General features: G+C 45.8%; 17 protein-coding genes. 5 read left to right on the forward strand and 12 right to left on the reverse strand.

Features of this window, described 5'->3' with window-relative positions:
• Positions 1-40: 40 nt before the first annotated feature.
• The 4 genes from H580_RS0105530 to H580_RS0105545 all read left to right on the forward strand — a co-directional run bounded on the left by H580_RS0105530 (position 41) and on the right by H580_RS0105545 (position 4,240).
• Positions 41-1,918, forward strand: coding sequence for an FAD-dependent oxidoreductase (locus tag H580_RS0105530; protein ID WP_028593905.1), 1,878 nt, complete (start codon positions 41-43; stop codon positions 1,916-1,918).
• Positions 1,919-2,011: 93 nt separating this feature from the next.
• Positions 2,012-2,494 carry a hypothetical protein gene (locus tag H580_RS23480; protein WP_036604686.1) on the forward strand — a complete coding sequence of 161 codons (483 nt, stop codon included), beginning with the start codon at positions 2,012-2,014 and terminating at the stop codon, positions 2,492-2,494.
• Complete coding sequence (locus tag H580_RS0105540) at positions 2,481-3,476, forward strand: polyprenyl synthetase family protein (protein ID WP_028593906.1); 996 nt, start codon at positions 2,481-2,483, stop codon at positions 3,474-3,476. Before H580_RS23480 ends, H580_RS0105540 begins: the two co-directional genes overlap by 14 nt.
• A 257-nt stretch (positions 3,477-3,733) precedes the next feature.
• Positions 3,734-4,240, forward strand: coding sequence for a hypothetical protein (locus H580_RS0105545; protein ID WP_028593907.1), 507 nt, complete (start codon positions 3,734-3,736; stop codon positions 4,238-4,240).
• Positions 4,241-4,416: 176 nt separating this feature from the next.
• Here H580_RS0105545 and H580_RS26785 read toward each other — a convergent pair whose 3' ends face one another.
• The 12 genes from H580_RS26785 to H580_RS0105600 form a co-directional block, all read right to left on the reverse strand.
• Positions 4,417-4,539, reverse strand: coding sequence for a hypothetical protein (locus tag H580_RS26785; protein WP_281167957.1), 123 nt, complete (start codon positions 4,537-4,539; stop codon positions 4,417-4,419).
• 284 nt (positions 4,540-4,823) lie between these two features.
• The gene (locus tag H580_RS0105550) at positions 4,824-5,150 is read right to left on the reverse strand and encodes a PadR family transcriptional regulator (RefSeq protein WP_028593908.1); all 327 of its coding nucleotides are present in this window, start codon (positions 5,148-5,150) and stop codon (positions 4,824-4,826) included.
• Between the two features lie 3 nt (positions 5,151-5,153).
• A complete protein-coding gene (locus H580_RS0105555; RefSeq protein ID WP_028593909.1) occupies positions 5,154-6,524 on the reverse strand; it encodes an FtsW/RodA/SpoVE family cell cycle protein in 1,371 nt (456 codons plus the stop codon).
• Between the two features lie 408 nt (positions 6,525-6,932).
• Positions 6,933-7,982, reverse strand: a complete 1,050-nt coding sequence (locus H580_RS0105560; RefSeq protein ID WP_028593910.1) for a type III polyketide synthase — start codon at positions 7,980-7,982, stop codon at positions 6,933-6,935.
• Positions 7,983-8,460: 478 nt separating this feature from the next.
• Positions 8,461-9,336 (reverse strand): UbiA-like polyprenyltransferase, encoded by an 876-nt coding sequence (locus H580_RS0105565; RefSeq protein WP_028593911.1) that lies wholly within the window; start codon positions 9,334-9,336, stop codon positions 8,461-8,463.
• Positions 9,320-10,663, reverse strand: a complete 1,344-nt coding sequence (locus H580_RS23485) for an aspartate aminotransferase family protein (protein WP_245583496.1) — start codon at positions 10,661-10,663, stop codon at positions 9,320-9,322. Before H580_RS23485 ends, H580_RS0105565 begins: the two co-directional genes overlap by 17 nt.
• Positions 10,664-10,776: 113 nt before the next feature.
• Positions 10,777-12,777 carry a peptidase U32 family protein gene (locus tag H580_RS0105575; RefSeq protein ID WP_028593912.1) on the reverse strand — a complete coding sequence of 667 codons (2,001 nt, stop codon included), beginning with the start codon at positions 12,775-12,777 and terminating at the stop codon, positions 10,777-10,779.
• A gap of 155 nt (positions 12,778-12,932) precedes the next feature.
• Entirely contained in the window at positions 12,933-13,730 is a 798-nt protein-coding gene (locus tag H580_RS0105580; protein ID WP_028593913.1) for an energy-coupling factor transporter transmembrane component T family protein, read from the reverse strand.
• Positions 13,727-14,791 carry an ATP-binding cassette domain-containing protein gene (locus H580_RS23490; RefSeq protein ID WP_084508987.1) on the reverse strand — a complete coding sequence of 355 codons (1,065 nt, stop codon included), beginning with the start codon at positions 14,789-14,791 and terminating at the stop codon, positions 13,727-13,729. The genes H580_RS0105580 and H580_RS23490 overlap by 4 nt, the downstream gene beginning before the upstream one ends.
• A complete protein-coding gene (locus tag H580_RS0105590; protein ID WP_028593914.1) occupies positions 14,764-15,597 on the reverse strand; it encodes an energy-coupling factor transporter ATPase in 834 nt (277 codons plus the stop codon). The genes H580_RS23490 and H580_RS0105590 overlap by 28 nt, the downstream gene beginning before the upstream one ends.
• A gap of 5 nt (positions 15,598-15,602) precedes the next feature.
• Positions 15,603-16,175 (reverse strand): Gx transporter family protein, encoded by a 573-nt coding sequence (locus H580_RS0105595; RefSeq protein ID WP_028593915.1) that lies wholly within the window; start codon positions 16,173-16,175, stop codon positions 15,603-15,605.
• Positions 16,159-16,551, reverse strand: coding sequence for a NusG domain II-containing protein (locus H580_RS0105600; protein ID WP_028593916.1), 393 nt, complete (start codon positions 16,549-16,551; stop codon positions 16,159-16,161). Before H580_RS0105600 ends, H580_RS0105595 begins: the two co-directional genes overlap by 17 nt.
• Positions 16,552-16,816: 265 nt before the next feature.
• Here H580_RS0105600 and H580_RS0105605 point away from each other — a divergent pair, with 265 nt between their 5' ends.
• Positions 16,817-17,902 (forward strand): FAD:protein FMN transferase, encoded by a 1,086-nt coding sequence (locus H580_RS0105605; RefSeq protein ID WP_245583497.1) that lies wholly within the window; start codon positions 16,817-16,819, stop codon positions 17,900-17,902.
• Positions 17,903-18,027: the final 125 nt, after the last annotated feature.

Below are 18,027 nucleotides of genomic sequence, written 5' to 3' on the forward strand. Positions count from 1 at the left end.
TCCAATTGGACACTAAACATTTTAGGGGTGACCAAATACCATGAAGAAAATCGTTGTACTCGGTGGCGGTTATGGTGGTGTCTTAACAGCGAAAAAGCTGGCGAAGCGTTTAGCGAAGCATAAAGACGTTAGCATTACACTTATCGACCGCCATCCATACCATACGATGATGACGGAGCTGCATGAAGTAGCAGCGTGTCGTGTTGATGAAGAAGCGATCAAGATGGATCTGAAGCAGATCTTTGCAGGACGTAAAGTTGATGTCGTATTAGATGAAATTAAAAAGATCGACTTTGATGGCCAATCGCTAAAAGGAAGCAAGAAAACGTATGACTACGACTATCTTGTTATCGGTACCGGCTGTAAGCCTACATTCTTCGGCATTCCAGGTGCTGAAGAGCATGCAATGACACTATGGTCGTTCGATGATGCCGTGAAATTGAAGCGCCAAATTCGCGATATGTTCAACCTTGCTTCGAAAGAGCTAGATGAAGAGAAACGCAGACAGATGCTGACGTTTGTCGTCGTTGGAGCAGGCTTTACAGGTATTGAGCTAATTGGTGAAATTGCAGAATATCGTGATGAGCTATGCCACGAATATCATATCGATCCGAAAGATGTGCGACTCGTCGTAGCCGATATGGCACCGAAGATTCTGCCTATTTTGCCGGACAAGCTTATTAAGAAGTCTGAGAAGTATTTGCAAAAAATGAACGTGGAAATGATTACGAGTGCGAAGATTACAGGCGTGACGGAGAACTCTGTCGTGCTTGGTGATAAAGGCGAACTGCAAGCACAGACAATCGTCTGGACTGCTGGCGTGGAAGGTTCGGAACTAGTTGGTAACCTTGATGTACAGCAAAATGGCCGCAAGCGTATCGTCACGAATGACAAGCTGCAATCGGCTGATCATAAAAATGTATACGTTGTTGGTGACAACATCTTCTATGTGCCAGAAGGCGAAGAACGTCCTGTACCGCAAATGGTTGAAAATGCAGAGCACTCTGCTACACTAATCGCTCACAACATTACGGCCGATATTAAAGAAACAGGTAAGTACAAATCTTACAAACCTACGTTCCATGGTACGATGGTATGTATCGGTGGACGATATGGGGTTGCCGCTATTGGCACACCGAAGAAAATGTTCCATTTCACAGGCTTTATGGCGATGTTCTTCAAGCATATGATTAATATCGTCTACTTCCTGCAAGTGCTTGGCTTCCATAAAGTTTGGTCTTATAAAATACATGAGTTCTTTAAAGTGAAAAATAAGCGCAGCTTCGTAGGCGGACATCTCGCGATGCGTTCACCGAACTTCTGGCTCGTTCCACTTCGTATTTTCCTAGGCTTCAAATGGTTAAGTGAAGGTTTGGCGAAGCTTCCTAAAGTGTTGGAAAATCCATCGAACATCTTCTTAATTCCGCCAAAAGCAGCCGATGGAACGACAGGTGCTTCACAAGCAATTGAAGCTGTTCAGCAAACCGTTGACGGGCATACCGCTGCTTCTTCCGTCCAAACAGCAAAGACAGCTGTTGAAGCGATTCCGGTTCCGGATTTCCTCAAGAGCATGGTCGACGGAAGTATGGATATGTTCTTCTACACAGCGGATGGAGGATACACGGCGTTAGCGTCTATTTTCCAAACGGGAATGGTGTTCGCAGAAATTATTTTCGGGGCAATGCTAATCCTAGGCTTGTTCACATCGCTAGCGTCGCTTGGCACAATTGCAATGGGCGTTATGATCTATACATCAGGTATGGCACCATTTGAAATGCTGTGGTATTTCTTCGGTGGTATCGCTCTCATTGGCGGCTCAGGCAGCACACTTGGCCTCGACTACTACTTGTATCCGCATCTCAAACGAATTTGGAAGAACATACCTTTCGTAAAAAAATGGTACCTTTACACGGACTAATCCGTAGTAATTAGTATATTCATTTATATAGGAGCAAAGTAATGTGTACATCGTGCACATTACTTTACTTATTTTATCGGGAGGCGGGGGATCATGATAACGCAATTCATTCAAGACATGTATGAACAACTAGAGCGAGAGCTTCCACAACAAGCCGGCATACAGCTCAACGCAGATCTATACAACATAAGACTTCAAGACATGGCCGTTCGCTTGCATCATGTTGAAATGGCTCATAAAGAACGACTAGCATTGCTTGGCTGCTATGCACTTGTCCTTCTTTCCTTGCGGATTCATGATCAACTTCCTACCGACCCAGCAGCTGCTGGACGTTCTGTGCTGGATGGAGACTTTATTATGAGTTTCTATTTGCAGTTCGCCCTGCGCCATGGATTCATCGACTTGATTGCCGAGCTCGCCCCTGTCATTAAGCAAGTACAGATTAAGCGTGCTGAGCGCAAGCAAACGGATGAAGCCCACATTCACAAACAAACCGTAAAATATATAACTAAACGATATAAGAAACTGTATCCATTGACTCAAACGTTTAAGCAGGTGACGTATGACGTTGTCTAACTCTTCCCTATCCGACCAATTGCAAATTTCAATGAAGCAGATTAACCGTGATTTGGAGCGTATCGTCACGGCCGATCCTGATGTGGCATCCCGCTCTATTGTCAGAAAGAGCGTGCTGGAGCTCATTCGTTCTGGAGGCAAAAGGCTCCGCCCCATCATGGTTATCATCGGCAGCCGATTCGGAATTAAACCTGAGCGTACTAATGTATATCAACTAGCTGCTGTGTGCGAGTTCATTCATGCAGCCTCCCTTGTACACGATGATATTCTAGATCAAGCTGACACCCGCCGTGGTCAGCCTTCCTTACACAAAACAACAAACGTACAAACAGCCGTACAGGTTGGTAATTATATGATGAGCCGCGTATTGGAACTGCTGTCTGCTCGAACGAAGGATCGTGACCGTAACATTGATGAGCTTGCTTCTTTAACAACGACGCAATTGTGTCTAGGCGAGTATCAGCAGATGGATAATCGTTATAATTTTGACCTCACCTTGGAACAATATTGGGAGAAGACACGAAATAAAACAGCAATACTTATGGCTACCTCGCTGCATCTAGGAGCTAGAGCAAGTGAAGCCGATGAAGAAGTAGCTAAGCAGCTGTACGAATTCGGTGATCAACTCGGCATGGCGTTCCAGGTGCGAGACGATGTGCTCGATCTGCAGCAGTCGGCAGAAGCACTCGGCAAGCCAGCAGGAGCTGATTTGCGCAATGGACAAGTTACCCTACCAGTACTACTGGCCATGGAGGAACCTGCTATTGAAAGCCATTTACGCAAGCTGCACGAAGGAGCGCCCGATCAGCTCTTCGATGAAGCGATCAAGCTCATTCGAAACAGCGGCGCAATAGAACGAGCATTAGAAGTAAGCCACACCTTTATGCAGCGCGCATGGGATATTACCGAACAGCTAGCTGACTATCCCGCTCATCGAGACTTGCAAACGTTGTGGCATTATTTTGAGAAGCGTACGTATTAATATCATCAGCCATCAACTGGCGAGTACGGCTGACAACATAATAGGAACCAATATTGTGGAAATATAAATAAGCTCTTCGCTTGTGTACGATGTACATGCGCGGAGAGCTTTCTGTTATACGGCATGAATGACTCTTTTTCGTGTATAATCACAATGGTAAAATAAAAAGTGGGACAACGGCACTCACATTGTCCCTTACAAACCACCTGCACGATACTATTGCTTATAGGTGGGCGTTCATAAAGGAGGACCGAAATGTGAAGCCACGGCGATTCGTAATTGAAGCAATCATGTTAGCCGTATACGGTCACCTATTCGTCCCGAAACGGCCTGTAGAATATATGATTCCATATTCAACGATTAGTGAATTGTATGAGATCCGCATTACAGGGGAGCGCATCATGCCTGATCCGGAAGATGACCAGCATGCTAAGGCACATGTGGACTTGCTGATCGAGCTGTTCGAAAGACCGTTTAATAAGAAAAAGATTGACCGTGCACTTGGTATTCCTTGGCGGCAGAGCGCTCCTTTGCTCATTAACGAGCATGTATCTATTATCATCATTAATGGGATGGACAGCATGCAGTACGGCGAAACTTTTGATCCGATCGAAACAGAGCTTATTCTTACTTGCATGCGCGAGCAAGCCCCATTGCTGACCGACCAATTGGAATACATGGAGCGACTTATTCAGCATGAGGTGCCAATTCCGATCTACGATATTGAAGATTATGAGTATGCGTTAGAGCATACGGAGGAATAATCCGGATTGAAGATTGAATTCACAAATGGCGCAGGACGGTTAAATGACGACTAAATTCATAACATGCAGTTGGCGAAAAACGAAGCTTCTCGTTATACACATGTATAGACGGATGAACGGTCCTGTTCGGTTCGGTGACCTAGAACATTCGTGCCTTTTATTTTTCGCCTCTGCAACTATGAAGATGCGGCATAATTGCCACAGCCACACCAACCGTTTCTGCTTCCTTGCACAAGTACAATAGAAACACCTTTCACAACGTAACGAATCAGCAGTATGACCGCGCTAACGGTTGCCACAGAGGCTATTCCGCCTTTTTTACTTGTTTTTGATATGTAACGGCTGCCAGCGAGCTTATTTACGATGCATAGCGCTCATATTCACCCATTTGACTGAAATAAGCGCTCGTGGGACCGTTACAATCTAAATACGAACGATTTCGCGAAAATAACGTCAATAGCGTTCGTTAGAAGATTGTTGGATGAACACCACTCCATGCCCAACACTAACATTAGGTTTTCGTTTTCGTTTTGGTTTTGGTTTTGGCTCATTAGGCTTTAGTTAAACCTCAGGTTTTAACTCACTAGGTCTCACCGATCACACGATTCAACGAAACTTGGAACAGCTTCCACTCCTCTGTTTTTTCTTGAAGCTGCTTTTTCCCTTTATCGGTAATGTAATACGTCTTGCGAGCCCGGCCCTCTGCTTCACTCCATATCGCTTCCACATGACCTTCATTCTCCAATGCATGAAGTATGGGATACAGCGTTCCTTCTTTCAATGCAAATACTCCATTCGATTGAGCATCCAACCGCTTAATGAGCTGATAACCATACATCGGCTGCTGCTCCAACATGGAAAGCACGAGCATAACTGTGCTCCCCTTGAGCATTTCTTTGCTCACTTTCATCTATCATCTTCCTTTCCCAATTACAACTGTCCTATCCCATCTAGCTTCATGTTGAGGGAGAGTGTCTTTACGCATATAAATATTCGTACATATGCCAAGCGCAAACATCCATATGAGCATTGAATTGGCACCATAGCTTAATAGCGGCAAAGTCGCCCCATTCATAGGAACTGCACCAATTAGCCCACCTATATTGAATATAACAGGGATTGTAACATAGCAGCTAATGAATAACATTAAGCCTCTCCCAAAACGCTGCTTTACTTGATACGAAGAACGGAACAGCCAAGTCAATCCTCCAAGTAAGGCCACCAGTACTCCTAACCCAACAATCCAGCCGAATGCATAAACAATAACGACTAATATATGATCAGAATGGGGATATGGAATATCCGCTCGTTCAACCCATCCTTTTCCCCACCAACCTGCTTGTACAAATAAATCCTGCAAATGATAGAGTAACGCTGATGCATCCCTCGTATGATGACCTAGCAAATGGTTTCCCCACGCTTCTAACCTCTCAATCTGTATTTGGTAAGATGGTAAACTTAGAAATGCCAGCACGCCTATCGTTATTGCAGTAATTGCCCCAATCATTAGAGCTTTCAAAGAAAACGAATGTATGAACAATATCAGAATGAAGCCCAGTAAATAGACAACGACTGCATAATATTGTGAACTGATAACAAAGGTGAGAACCGGAATAATCCCAATGAACGGAAGAACCAGCTCCCTTCTAATACTAAGCTCAGGATACTCGGCACGATATTGTGAAATGATTAAAAAGATTGCAAATAAAAATAAAAAGGTCGTCAGAAATCCAACATCCAATGCAATAGCACCGATAGCAATCCAATATCCCGTTCCATTTACCTCATCCCCTATTAATTGTCCAGAGCCGAATAAACCTGTTGCAGTCACATATAGCAACCATCCTTTATTGCGCCACCAACGATAATCGATTAATGAGGCAATAATGAATATAACAAGTCCAAAGCCTAGAAAAACAAGGTGTCTATCCAACAAGCTCCTTACCGCATAATTACCATTCACGGTATGTTGAACCGCCCAAATACCCAATGTACTTACAAGCAATAAAATAGCGATCATGCCCCAAAACAACCATGGGAACCGTGTTCGATGCACGATATTAAACTTCTCTGCTATCGTATTTACGGATCCCATATGTCTAATCGCAGTCGCTTCGGCTTTAGAACGAGACATCCCTTTGTCCATTTGCTCCTCGACCTGATTGTACAGATGATCCTCCAGCTCTGCTCGTATGCTGGCTCTCATTTCTTGCGCATGAATCCCTGCCTCTACTTGATCCACAAAAGAATCTAATAAAGAGCGTTTATTCTCTTCTCGATCCATGGACAGACATACCTCCTCTTATTCGCACTATTTTCCATAACGCACCAATTTTATACCTAGAATTACTATACATAGATTTACTATGTGTGTAAAGGTACCTATTTATTTTCTAATAAGCAGATACGATTCACATCAACCGAGGAGCGCGCTTGAAAGTACGCGTAAGTAGCGTGTGCATCGGTAATTCAACGATCGTTCCATAGAAAAAGGAGCAGCTAGTAGTTTCGCTGCCCCTTTCATGACCTTAGTTTCCTCCCCCGATTATAAGACTCCTCATGTTAAACAAATCCCGCTTATGGCTTTATTCTACTTTCTACTCCCTCCCCCTTGTCATTCCTATCCTCTAACTCCTATCGCAACGTGGGCTAGCCTACTCCGTCGTTCATTCCCCTTCTACAACCTATATGCTTACTCTACCCAAGTCCCTGAACACATTTCCGCCGTAAAACCTGGTCCGAATGCGGCTAATAACCCTTTATCCCCAGGCGAGCACGTTCCCGCTTCGAATAGACGAGCTAATACATCAAAAACAACAACGCTGGATAGGTTCCCACACTCTGCTAAGCTCTCTCTACTCAAACCGACACGCTGCTCTGCAATACCAAGATGCTTCACCAGCTCATCTAATATGCGCCGCCCCCCTGTATGGAATACGAAGAAATCAAGATCGGATGGTGTCCGCTGAACCGTCTCTTCCACAAATTCGCGCATAACAGGAGCCACCGTCTCAATCGTATACATGACCTGCTTGTCCAGCACAAAATGAAATCCGGTGTCTTTCATGTCATAGGCGATATAGTTCTCCGTATGCTTAATCAAATAAGAGGCATTCGACTCTACCTGAAATCCTATTCCTGCCGTACTTTTCATAACACAAGCAGACACGCTGTCTCCGAATAAAGCAGCCGATACAAAGTCAGAGATCGCACGCTCAGCAGGCTGGAAGCAAAGTGAGCACAATTCTGCGCTTACGATAAGGACGTTGGCACCAGGGAAGGCTTCGCAATATTCAGCAGCACGATTAATCGCAGATGCCCCAGCAGCACAACCAAGCTGTGCAATAGGAAGCTGTTTTGTTTGTTCACGGAATGGCAAATCACTTATGAGGTAGGCGGTTAAGGAAGGCATCATAAATCCGGTACAAGATGTCACAATGATGAGGTCAATTTGAAAAGCTTCTAGTTCAGCATTCTCCAGCGCTTGCTCAACAGCTTGGACACTAAGCCGTCTCATTTCTTCTTTGTAAATAAGGCTGCGCTCTTCAAAACGAGAATGTGCAATAATCTCTTCGATGGGACGGACGATATACCGCTCATTCACTTGTGTGTTGCGAAGCATACGGTTAATTTTGCTCCAGTCGGGATGATTGGGATGGAGCTGGTGGAGCATATCCACCATTTCATCTTGCGTAATGCGATAAGGTGGTCGTACGATAGCTGGCTTCGTTAATATACCCATGCAGGTCACCTCTTCCTATACAATTGGGATGGAAAACGATATACACAACAAATGAGCTTCAAGCAAGGATGGCATTATCATTTCATAAATTAGAAAATGAAAAACTTCTTGATAAAATGAAAGGTGTCCGGCAGGAACAGATGGTAGGAAGAGAGTAAGCTTTCCCGTGAGTGAGTATAAATCTTGATTATGCATGGCTTTGTTGCCATTCATGAGGCAGCGGATGGTTAGAACATGTAGGATTTCTGTCTGTAGATTAGAATACAATAATTTTTCCGATGGGGAAATATGTATTTTTTCATGTGTTTCTTGGCTCTCCGTACCTATTTCTGTCGAAAGATAGGAGAATAAAAATAGCCACTGGTCGAAAATACGAATCGTTCGTACTTCTACAGCGGCACGTTTTGCCTCTATTTATAGGCGACTCATTTTATAAATACGACTTGTTAAAGCTCTGCTCCCCAGACTATCGATAAACTTACGATAAGAACTGATCCAATAGTGTACAAGCTAATATAACCATACTAATGACTTGATTCAAATTGTACGAAGCAACATTCATCCGCTCACGGCTAGATGGCTTAATAATTCGGTGTTCAATCGCAAGCAGGACAATGGCCAGGCCTATCCCTATCAAATATACCAATCCAAGCGAATCTCGGAAAAAGTATAGCACAATAAGCAGCAGCACCATCACCGTATGCAGCGTACGTGCAATAAACAAGGCATCCTCATAACCGAATACACGCGGAACGCTCCACAACCCCGCGTTTCGATCAAATTCGATGTCCTGCGTAGCATAGATGATATCAAAGCCTGCAATCCACAGCATAACGACCGTACCAAGTATGAATGGCGTCAACGCAAATTCACCTGTCACCGCAAACCATGCACCAATAGGCGCAGAAGCAATTGTAAAGCCGAGGTACAGATGGCTCAACCATGTAAACCGCTTCGTGTACGAATAGCTAGAAATAAGGATAATCGCCACTGGGGACAAGGCCAAGCATAGCGGATTCAACATCCCCGCTGCAAGGATGAATAGCGCATAGTTGCATACGATAAATACGGTTACTTCTCGCTCCATAAGTAAACGTTTAGGCAAGTGACGATGAGCTGTGCGTGGATTTTGTGCATCAAATTCCCTATCCACGAGACGGTTGAACGCATTCGCTCCATTGCGTGCTGCCACAAGTGCAAGGAGTGACCACAGCATCACCTCGCCAGCAGGCAAACCATTGGCTGCCCATACCATCGAAATAATAGCGAAAGGCAAGGAGAATAACGTATGCGAGAACATAACCAGTTCTCCGAACATACGAGTCTTATAGAAGGCCTTATGAATCGCGTCCATCTTCCGTCCCCCTCTCTTCATCGGCATAAACCGCTTCAGAGAGAACTTCATCTAGCACCGAGAGCATCGCATCGATCTCCGCTTCTGGCATGATAAGCGGAGGCTGGAAAGCGAGGACGTTGCGCCCGACACCATTTTTACCAATCAAATAGCCGCGATTTTTCATCTTCTCCAGCACACGATCCGTCAAAGCTGCATGTAATGACGCATTACCGGTATTTAGCTCGGCTCCTACCATAAGCCCTTTGCCGCGCACATCTGCAATGCAACCGTGCTTGACTTGGAGTGCACGTAGTCCATCTTTCAGTTGATTACCCAACTCGGCGGAGCGCGCTACAAGCTGCTCCTGCTGAATATAATCCAACACCGCCATGGCCGTAGCAGCAGAGACAGGATTACCACCAAATGTCGAAGCAGATGGACGATTAAAACTGACTGCAATTGCGTCTGTCGTAGCAAAAGCTCCGATTGGCACACCGTTGCCAAGTGCTTTCGCCATCGTAATGATGTCTGGCGCAACCCCATAATAGTCCATCGCGAACATACGCCCCGTGCGACCGAAGCCAGTCTGGATTTCATCTGCGATGAGCAAGATCCCGTACTCTGCAAGCAATGCTTTCATTTCGCGGAAATACCAGTCAGGTGGGACGATCATCCCTCCATTGCCTTGAATCGGCTCCACGATCATGGCAGCAAATGTATCGCCCTTTTCCCCAAGCACCTTTCGCAGCGCCTCAATGGAACGATGAGCTGCATCTTCCACGTCTAGCTCTTCATCGTAAGGACGAGGAATAAAGGTAACATGCGGGTCGAGGTAATCATCCGTTCGCCACATTGGCATCCCTGTGACTCCCATCGTGAGGAACGTTCTACCGTGCAGGCCGTACTCCAGCGCAAGGAAGTCTTTGCGCTTCGTATGCAGCCTTGCCAACAGCAAAGCCCCTTCATTTGCTTCAGAGCCGCTATTGCAGAAGAACGTTCGCTTCAACTCACCTGGCAAGCATTCATTCGCCAACCGCTCTGCTAGTTGAACCATGGGCTCTGTTAAATAAATGGTCGTCGTGTGCTGCAGCTTGGTTAATTGCTCTGTCGTCTTAGATGTAATCTGCTCGTTGCAATGTCCGCAAGCAACGACGGATACACCTGCAAAGAAATCTGTATATATCTTACCTTCATGATCAATAAGCTGATGCATGCTTCCCTGCACGATTTGTGGCGGGTCTTCGTAAAAATGATGGGTACAAGGAAAGAAATATTGTTTACGCTTCTCTAGCACTTTTTCTGGACCTATATAGGTTGTTGGATGCATTGTTGTCACGCTTGTCATGCGTATTCACCTCGTCACATATTGACTCCGTACTTTCTGCTCGTTTACATGTTCATCGTTATGGACCCTAGAATTTATATCATTACAATCACATAAAATAGCTTGAGCTCGGCCTACGCATTCGTGCTTATCAGCTCCATATGGCGAGCCGCTCCGAACTGCAAGCTTCCTAGCGTATAGCCTGCATAAACAGGATTCATCTGAGCGAATAAAATACTGCATTGATCCAAGTGATCCGCTGCTTGACGGTATGTGCGTACAATGGTCCGCAGCTGCTCGTCCGTATATGTCTTGCCTTCAATTCGGAAATGACGGACCCCTGCTTCATACAACTCTTTCATCATCGGCAAATAGCACAATTCTTTGGACAAAGCGAGATGATTGCGTCCGCTCCAATCCCGATAGACCGGACTTTCTCCTTTGTCCGTCATAAGGACAAGGTATTGATTGTCCACATAAGCGTTATCCTCTTGGCCAATCGACTCCATCACTTCTGTATTTTCATAGAGATCAAGCTCCAAATACATCACAATCGGCGAGCCATGAACCGTCATCTCCACGGGTACTTTTGTATGCTCAATGAAGTTCGCCAAATCATGGAGCGGCAGCTCCATCGAAGCGTGAACCCGCTCCACGCCGAAATACTTTTCATACACAGCAGCAGACATGTAGTTGTACACATTCAAATTAGCATCGCCAATCATAGGTAGCCCTAACTCTAATGAACCAAACTTATGCAGCGCACCGAAGTTAGATACAAGCAAGCCATCCAGCCCATACATCCCTCTTTGCTTTCCTTGCTGCAAGAAGTGCGTATACTGCTCCATATGAAGCTCCGTCATCATCCGAGGTGTGCCTAGAATAATTTGCGACGCGCCTTTAGATGCAGTTAGCCGTTCTATATCTTCAAGACTGTATGGACGATCTGGCATGTATACATCACCAGTCAAATAGATGATATCTGCTCCTTCTTCAAGCGCTGCATGTGCCTGCTGTACATTGTTGACATGTACAGCAATCTGGGGCAGAGCCTGCTTAGAAGTGTGATCGATATCTCTTTTTGCATCAGCAAGACGCTCCCGAATTTGCGTAACACGCTCTTCTTTCAGCTCACGTTCAGCGGCAGGTGTACTGAACACCTTCCCTGTACTGTAGAACTTCCCTGTCCCTTCATATCGTCTATTAATATAGCTAAGACCAGGCTTGCCAAATGCATAGGCGGTTGAAAAATCTCGCTTCCGATTGTCATACAGCTTGTCCGCATTCTCCGTGCGGTTAAAGCCAATCGGGTCAGCTATATAACGATCAATCGCATCCCCATATTGATTGACCAACAAGTTCAAAAACTCGATATCACGCATTCTGCCTTCAATTTTGAATGACATAATGCCTGACTTGATCAGTTCTGGAATATGCTCATACATGTACATGTCTTTCGCTGCAAGAGGATATTCTGTCGGGTAAATATGCCCGTCCTTCTTTACGCGATAATCCCAACGACAAGGCTTCATACAGCGTCCACGCTGAGCACTGTTACCAAAAATCATCGAGCTAATCGTACAATTCGCACCGTGAACCGTGCACATGTCGCCATGAACAAAGTATTCGAACTCCATCCCGCTTTTCGCTTGCAACAGCTCTGCTGTATTCAGATCCATCTCACGAGATGCAACAACCCGAGTTACGCCAAACTTCTTTATCGCTTCGATCATTTCCAAATTGTGAATGTTCATCATGACAGAAGAATGCACAGGTATATTTGTATAGTTCTGCTCGTGAATCAATGGAAATACCGCCATATCCTGCGCAATAATCGCATCGGGGCCAACCTCATTTAGAAATTCGAAATAGCGCTTCGCCTCATCCAAATCTTCTTCGTTTAATAAATTGTTCACGGTAACATACGCACGCTTGCCTCGATCATGTGCCATTTGAATAGCTTCGCGAACTTCGTCATAGGACAAATTGTATCCTTTGCGCATCATCCGCATATTGAGCGATGGTCCACCGAAGTACACCGCATCACAGTTCATATCAATAACCTCTTGGAAAATAGGAAACGTTCCCGCAGGAGCCAACAACTCTATCTCTTTACCGTTGAAATATCTAGCCATAATCGTTCCTCCCCATCCTCATTAACGTGAACATTTTCACAAATTAATTGCTATTTATGCATACGATTAAAGTTTGAACCCACATAAGAATTAACATATTTAGCGAAATCTCTAGCGCCTACCTCTATTATTTATGGAAACAATTGAAGCTTGCTCTACATCACAAAAGTGAAGACAAGCATCGCTGCAAAGCCGATAAGAAACAGCGAATCGATTCGCCTCCACTTCAACATACGAAGTGAAGTCCGTGCTCGATCCAGCACATATCCCCTCGACTCCATCGCATGCACCAAGTCTTCCGCTCTGCGAAAAGCCCCTACAATAATCGGAATGAGCAGGGTCAGCAGCATCTTCCCTTTTGCCGCAAACTTCAAATCGTTAATATCTGCTCCACGGGATGCTTGGGCCTTTAATATACGATCCGCTTCCTCAAATATCGTCGGGATAAACCGCAACGCGATCGTAATCATCATCGTCCACTGCTGTGGAGAAACACCGACAAGCTTAAGCGGCTTCAATACTGCCTCAAGGCCAAGATTCAATTCGATCGTTGTCGTCGTAAAGGTTAGAATCGACGTAAAGCACACCAGCAGCAGCATGCGCCATACGGCTGATAGCCCTAGTAATATACCCTCGCGGCTAACTTGGAAGCTGCCTATTTCAAACCATACGCTGCCACCCTGCTCAAACAGCGTATAGAACAAAAACATAAAAAACATAAGCGGCCATAGCGGCTTGGAAGCCCGACCAAAGCGGGATAACGGAATGCCTGAGCTTGCTAAAATAAGCAAGGCGATTGCGGTTATCGCAATCAGCTCTACGATTGAATGAGCGCTAATAACAGCGGCTAGAAACAGCAGCATCGCTACTAGCTTCGCACGCGGATCTAATCGATGTACCCATGACGAAGCGTCTATATAGCGGCCCATCACCAGCTTAGATGACCTAATCATCGTTCTTCCACCCCTCTAGGAAGATGCAGAGCACGATACGCACTTTCACTTCCCCCCGTTACCGCATAGTAAACATTAGCCTCTGGCTCTGTTGATTGCTTGGATTGATACCGTTGAAGCAGCTTTTCCCTGCTAACGCTAGCAGACAGGGCTTGCTCTCCGTGTTGTTCCTGCTCACGCATCTGACTCATCTCAATCAGTCGTTCTGCCCATTCACTGGCCGTAACGGGCATTTCTTGCCCCTGTACTTCCAATCCACAGCGCTGTCCTCTGCATCGCTCTCCCACCAACTGCCCAAGCCGCAATGCGGCAGGCAAAACGACTCCAGCGTCTTGCAGTTGCAATGGCTGTGCCAGCAGCTCAGCTCGACTACCTTGAAAGACGATTCGTCCAGCCTTCATTAACAGATAGTGGCTCGCAACAGGCAGCACTTCATCGAGCCGATGCGTAACGACCACAACCGTCTTACCTTGCTCGACTGTAAGCCGGTGCAAGAGGTCGAGCAGTTCGGTTCTACTAAGCGGATCGAGCGTAGCAGTCGGCTCGTCCAACACGAGCAAATCTGGATTGGATGCCAGCACAGCTGCAATGGCCGCCTTGCGCATCTGTCCGCCGCTGAGCTGGAAGGGGTTCATCGTGAGCACAGCTTCAGGCAGTCCCACCTTGCGCAGGGCCCCCCAAGCCGCTTGACGTGCCTCCTGCTCAGACATGCCAAACTGCAAAGGGCCAAACATAAGGTCCTGCTCCACCGTATCTGCGAACAGTTGCTGCTCAGGGAATTGGAAGACGAGCCCGACTCGTTTGCGCAGCGGCTTTAGCCCTTTTTGCTTTATCCCAGCCTCGAACGTCATATCCAGCACACGAAGTCGCCCCGTGGTCGGCTGGAAAATACCGTTTATGTGCTGCAGCAAGGTCGACTTGCCGGAGCCAGCAGCACCAAGAATCGCATAGAATTGTCCTTGTTCCCATTCGAAGCTAATATCCTTAAGCGCAAACGATGGTTCACTGCCACCGTTAGCAACATATTGATAACTTAATTTTTCACTGGACACGATGGCCATAGTGCATTCACCAACTCTTCCTCATCCCGGCATATATCTACATCAACACCACGACGCCTTAGCTCTAGCGATAACTCTACAGCAAATGGCGGACGTAAGCGGCATTCCTCCATCAGCTCTTCCCGCGCGAACAGCTCCATCGGTGACAAATCAGCTACCAACTGGCCATCCTTTACAACAAGAACTCGATCCGATGCCATAATTTCTTCCGCATCATGCGTCACTGATACAATGGTAAACCCTCTTTCAGCACGCAATTGCCGCATATGAATCATACACTCTCGCCTTGCCTGCTCATCTAACATCGACGTCGCCTCATCCCAAATCATGACTTCCGGATTTAGCACAAGCAGCCCAGCAATCGCAACGCGCTGTTTCTGTCCCCCAGACAAGGAAGATGGATGGCGACCCAACCAATCTCGAATACCTAGCTCAACCGACACCTGATCGATCCTCCGCTGCATTTCTGCTTGCGGCAAACAGCGGTTCTCCATTCCAAATGCCATATCATCTTGCACCGTATTCGCTATAAACTGATTATCTGGGTTTTGAAATAAGTAGCCGACTCGTCCACGTATATCACTAACCGTATGGCCATCCAGCTTTACACCGCCGATCTGAATCGTGCCTGACTGCGGCACAAGCAAGCCATTCATCAGCTTCGTCAATGTCGATTTGCCAGAACCATTCGGACCTACAATGGTTACCCATTGTCCCTGTTCGATATGAAAGGACAAGTCTGTAAACATTGGCTCACCCTTCGAATACTGAAAAGCCACTTGATTGAATCGTAGGATAGCTGCCACCGCCTTTACTGCATTTCTGGTGCAAATGGTTCAAACAACGACAGCTTGGAAAGTGAGGCAACCACGTATTTCACAGCGATTCCGATAAAGATACCGGTCACAATTCCGAGCAGCATTAAGGCTGGAAGATAGTAATAGATCTTGGTTGTTTGAAAAACAATATACGCCGCCGTTAATTGCCCCACATTATGCGCTACGCCGCCCATTACACTAATTCCGATGAGACTAAGACGACCTCGCCCGATTCGGATAAGACCGTACATAACAATGAAGCTAAACAGCGCACCTAGAAAGCTAAATAAAAACGCGGAAAACGCACCGTATATCAAAGTCATAATTAAGGCTTTCAATATAACTAGCGCCATCGAATCTCGCCAAGACAGGAAGCATAAGCAAGTCAGAACCATAATATTGGCTAGACCTAGCTTGGCACCTGGAATCATCATAAACATTTGTGTCGGGAGCATCGCTTCTACTAATCCCAGAACAGCAGCTACTGCCGCAAATATGGCAATGATGACCGTCTTCCTTAACTTAAGCGATGAAGAGACCGAGGAATCGTTAGCTGACAACCGCATCTAGTTCACTCTCCTCTGCTTGATCCGTTTTCAGTTCCACAAGCACGCGATGCGGCAGACAAACAATGGTATCTCCTTTGCGATTCACAAAGCCAAAGGACAAGCACACTTGATCAGGACAATCCGCCTCAATCATTTCGATTCCATAGTTATGAACTTTCAAAATATTTGTACCGTGATCAGTCGGCACTGTAATTATTTGCTCTTCTTCGGTTAGCGTTACTGTCTTAAACAGCTTGCCATCGACCGTAATCTCTGCTGTCATTGTATTATTGTGATTATTTTCACTTGAGTTCTGAATCAACCACTTAGGAATAAAAAATGCAAGAGCAGCCACAATGACGAGGCAGATTACTACTACATCCCCGCGTTTCATACCTAGCATCTCCTTAAGCTCTTAAATAACAATCTATAAAATTTTAATGATTATAAATTTCAATATTATTATACTGCCACCTCATTTTTCGTTCAATGTTGACGGCTTGGACAAATGCCAGAAAAACCCTTATGCAGCGGGATTTTGGCTGTTTTTTTGTGATAAACTTCCTAGGCAATGCATCTTCATTCTGATATAATGTTGTGCTAAAAGACAGGCAGATCGTACAAGCCTTAACCTATGGACAGATTACGGAGGGACAACTATGAGAGGAATACGCTCGATGAAACTTCCACGCTGGGCTTACATTGTTGCAGTGGCGCTATCCATCACGATGTTGGCAGTAGGATGTGGTTCACCATCATCTGATTCTAAACAGGTGCAGCAGCCAACGATTCAATCCAAGTCCTACTTTATATTTGATACCATGGTTACGGTGAAATTATACGATGATCCTGCTTACGCGCAACATTTTGAACATATTTTGAACATTATGAAAGACATCGAAAGCAAGATGAGCCGTACGCTGGAAACAAGCGAACTGTACAAGCTGAACACCCATGCTGGCAAAGGCCCTTATCAAGTTTCTGATGAAACTTTCATGGTTATCGAGAAGGCATTGGACTATGCGGAGAAAACGAATGGACGCTTTGATCCAACGATAGGACCGCTCGTTAGTTTATGGGGGATCGGTACCGAACAAGCCCGTGTACCAGCTCAGGCGGAAATTGATGAAGCACTCAAGCTAGTTGGCTATGACACAGTAACGCTTGATGCTGCCAACAAAACGGTGTCCATGGCGAAGCCCGGCATGGAGTTGGACTTGGGCGGCATCGGCAAAGGATATGCAGCTGACGCTATTGTCGATTACATTCGTGAACAAGGCGTAAAGAGCGCCATTATTGACTTAGGCGGTAACATTTATGCAGTTGGTACCAAGCCAGCCGGATTCGATTGGACGATTGGCGTGCAAGATCCGAATGAGACGCGCGGCAATCAGATCGGTACGATGAAAATAAAGGATCGCACCATTGTGACCTCCGGCGTGTATGAACGTTATTTGGAGCATAATGGGCAATACTATCATCATATTCTCGATCCGAAGACAGGCTACCCTGCTAAGAGCAATCTAAACAGTGTTACTATCGTAACGGATCGCTCTACGGATGCCGATGCGCTGTCGACATCTGCCTTCGCGCTTGGCGTTGAAGAAGGGATTGCCTTCATTGAAGCGAAGCCGAATGCCGAAGCTATTTTTATAACAGAAGACAAGCAAGTATATACCACGTCAGGCATCCCCAGCTTTTTCACCCTGACGGATGATGCATATAAATATAAGTTCAACAAGTAAGGTGTTCAGCATCAAAGAATGCATCCCTTTCCGTACGCGGACTGAATGCCATGAATGAACATTTTCAACACGAAGTTCGACACAGACTAGACCCGCCCATAGAAAAGGCTGACCGGTCAAAAGGA

The sequence above is a fragment of the Paenibacillus assamensis DSM 18201 genome, assembly GCF_000422445.1.
GTDB lineage: Bacteria > Bacillota > Bacilli > Paenibacillales > Paenibacillaceae > Paenibacillus_B > Paenibacillus_B assamensis.

Coding starts and splice junctions, on each gene's coding strand:
- H580_RS0105565 (WP_028593911.1), bottom strand. CDS start 9,336: ATGGACGCGATTCATAAGGCCTTCTATAAGACTCGTATGTTCGGAGAA.
- H580_RS0105560 (WP_028593910.1), bottom strand. CDS start 7,982: ATGGGTATATTAACGAAGCCAGCTATCGTACGACCACCTTATCGCATT.
- H580_RS0105555 (WP_028593909.1), bottom strand. CDS start 6,524: ATGGATCGAGAAGAGAATAAACGCTCTTTATTAGATTCTTTTGTGGAT.
- H580_RS0105550 (WP_028593908.1), bottom strand. CDS start 5,150: ATGAAAGTGAGCAAAGAAATGCTCAAGGGGAGCACAGTTATGCTCGTG.
- H580_RS23485 (WP_245583496.1), bottom strand. CDS start 10,663: ATGACAAGCGTGACAACAATGCATCCAACAACCTATATAGGTCCAGAA.
- H580_RS0105575 (WP_028593912.1), bottom strand. CDS start 12,777: ATGGCTAGATATTTCAACGGTAAAGAGATAGAGTTGTTGGCTCCTGCG.
- H580_RS0105530 (WP_028593905.1), top strand. CDS start 41: ATGAAGAAAATCGTTGTACTCGGTGGCGGTTATGGTGGTGTCTTAACA.
- H580_RS23490 (WP_084508987.1), bottom strand. CDS start 14,791: ATGGCCATCGTGTCCAGTGAAAAATTAAGTTATCAATATGTTGCTAAC.
- H580_RS0105600 (WP_028593916.1), bottom strand. CDS start 16,551: ATGAAACGCGGGGATGTAGTAGTAATCTGCCTCGTCATTGTGGCTGCT.
- H580_RS0105580 (WP_028593913.1), bottom strand. CDS start 13,730: ATGATTAGGTCATCTAAGCTGGTGATGGGCCGCTATATAGACGCTTCG.
- H580_RS0105605 (WP_245583497.1), top strand. CDS start 16,817: ATGAGAGGAATACGCTCGATGAAACTTCCACGCTGGGCTTACATTGTT.
- H580_RS0105595 (WP_028593915.1), bottom strand. CDS start 16,175: ATGCGGTTGTCAGCTAACGATTCCTCGGTCTCTTCATCGCTTAAGTTA.
- H580_RS0105540 (WP_028593906.1), top strand. CDS start 2,481: ATGACGTTGTCTAACTCTTCCCTATCCGACCAATTGCAAATTTCAATG.
- H580_RS23480 (WP_036604686.1), top strand. CDS start 2,012: ATGATAACGCAATTCATTCAAGACATGTATGAACAACTAGAGCGAGAG.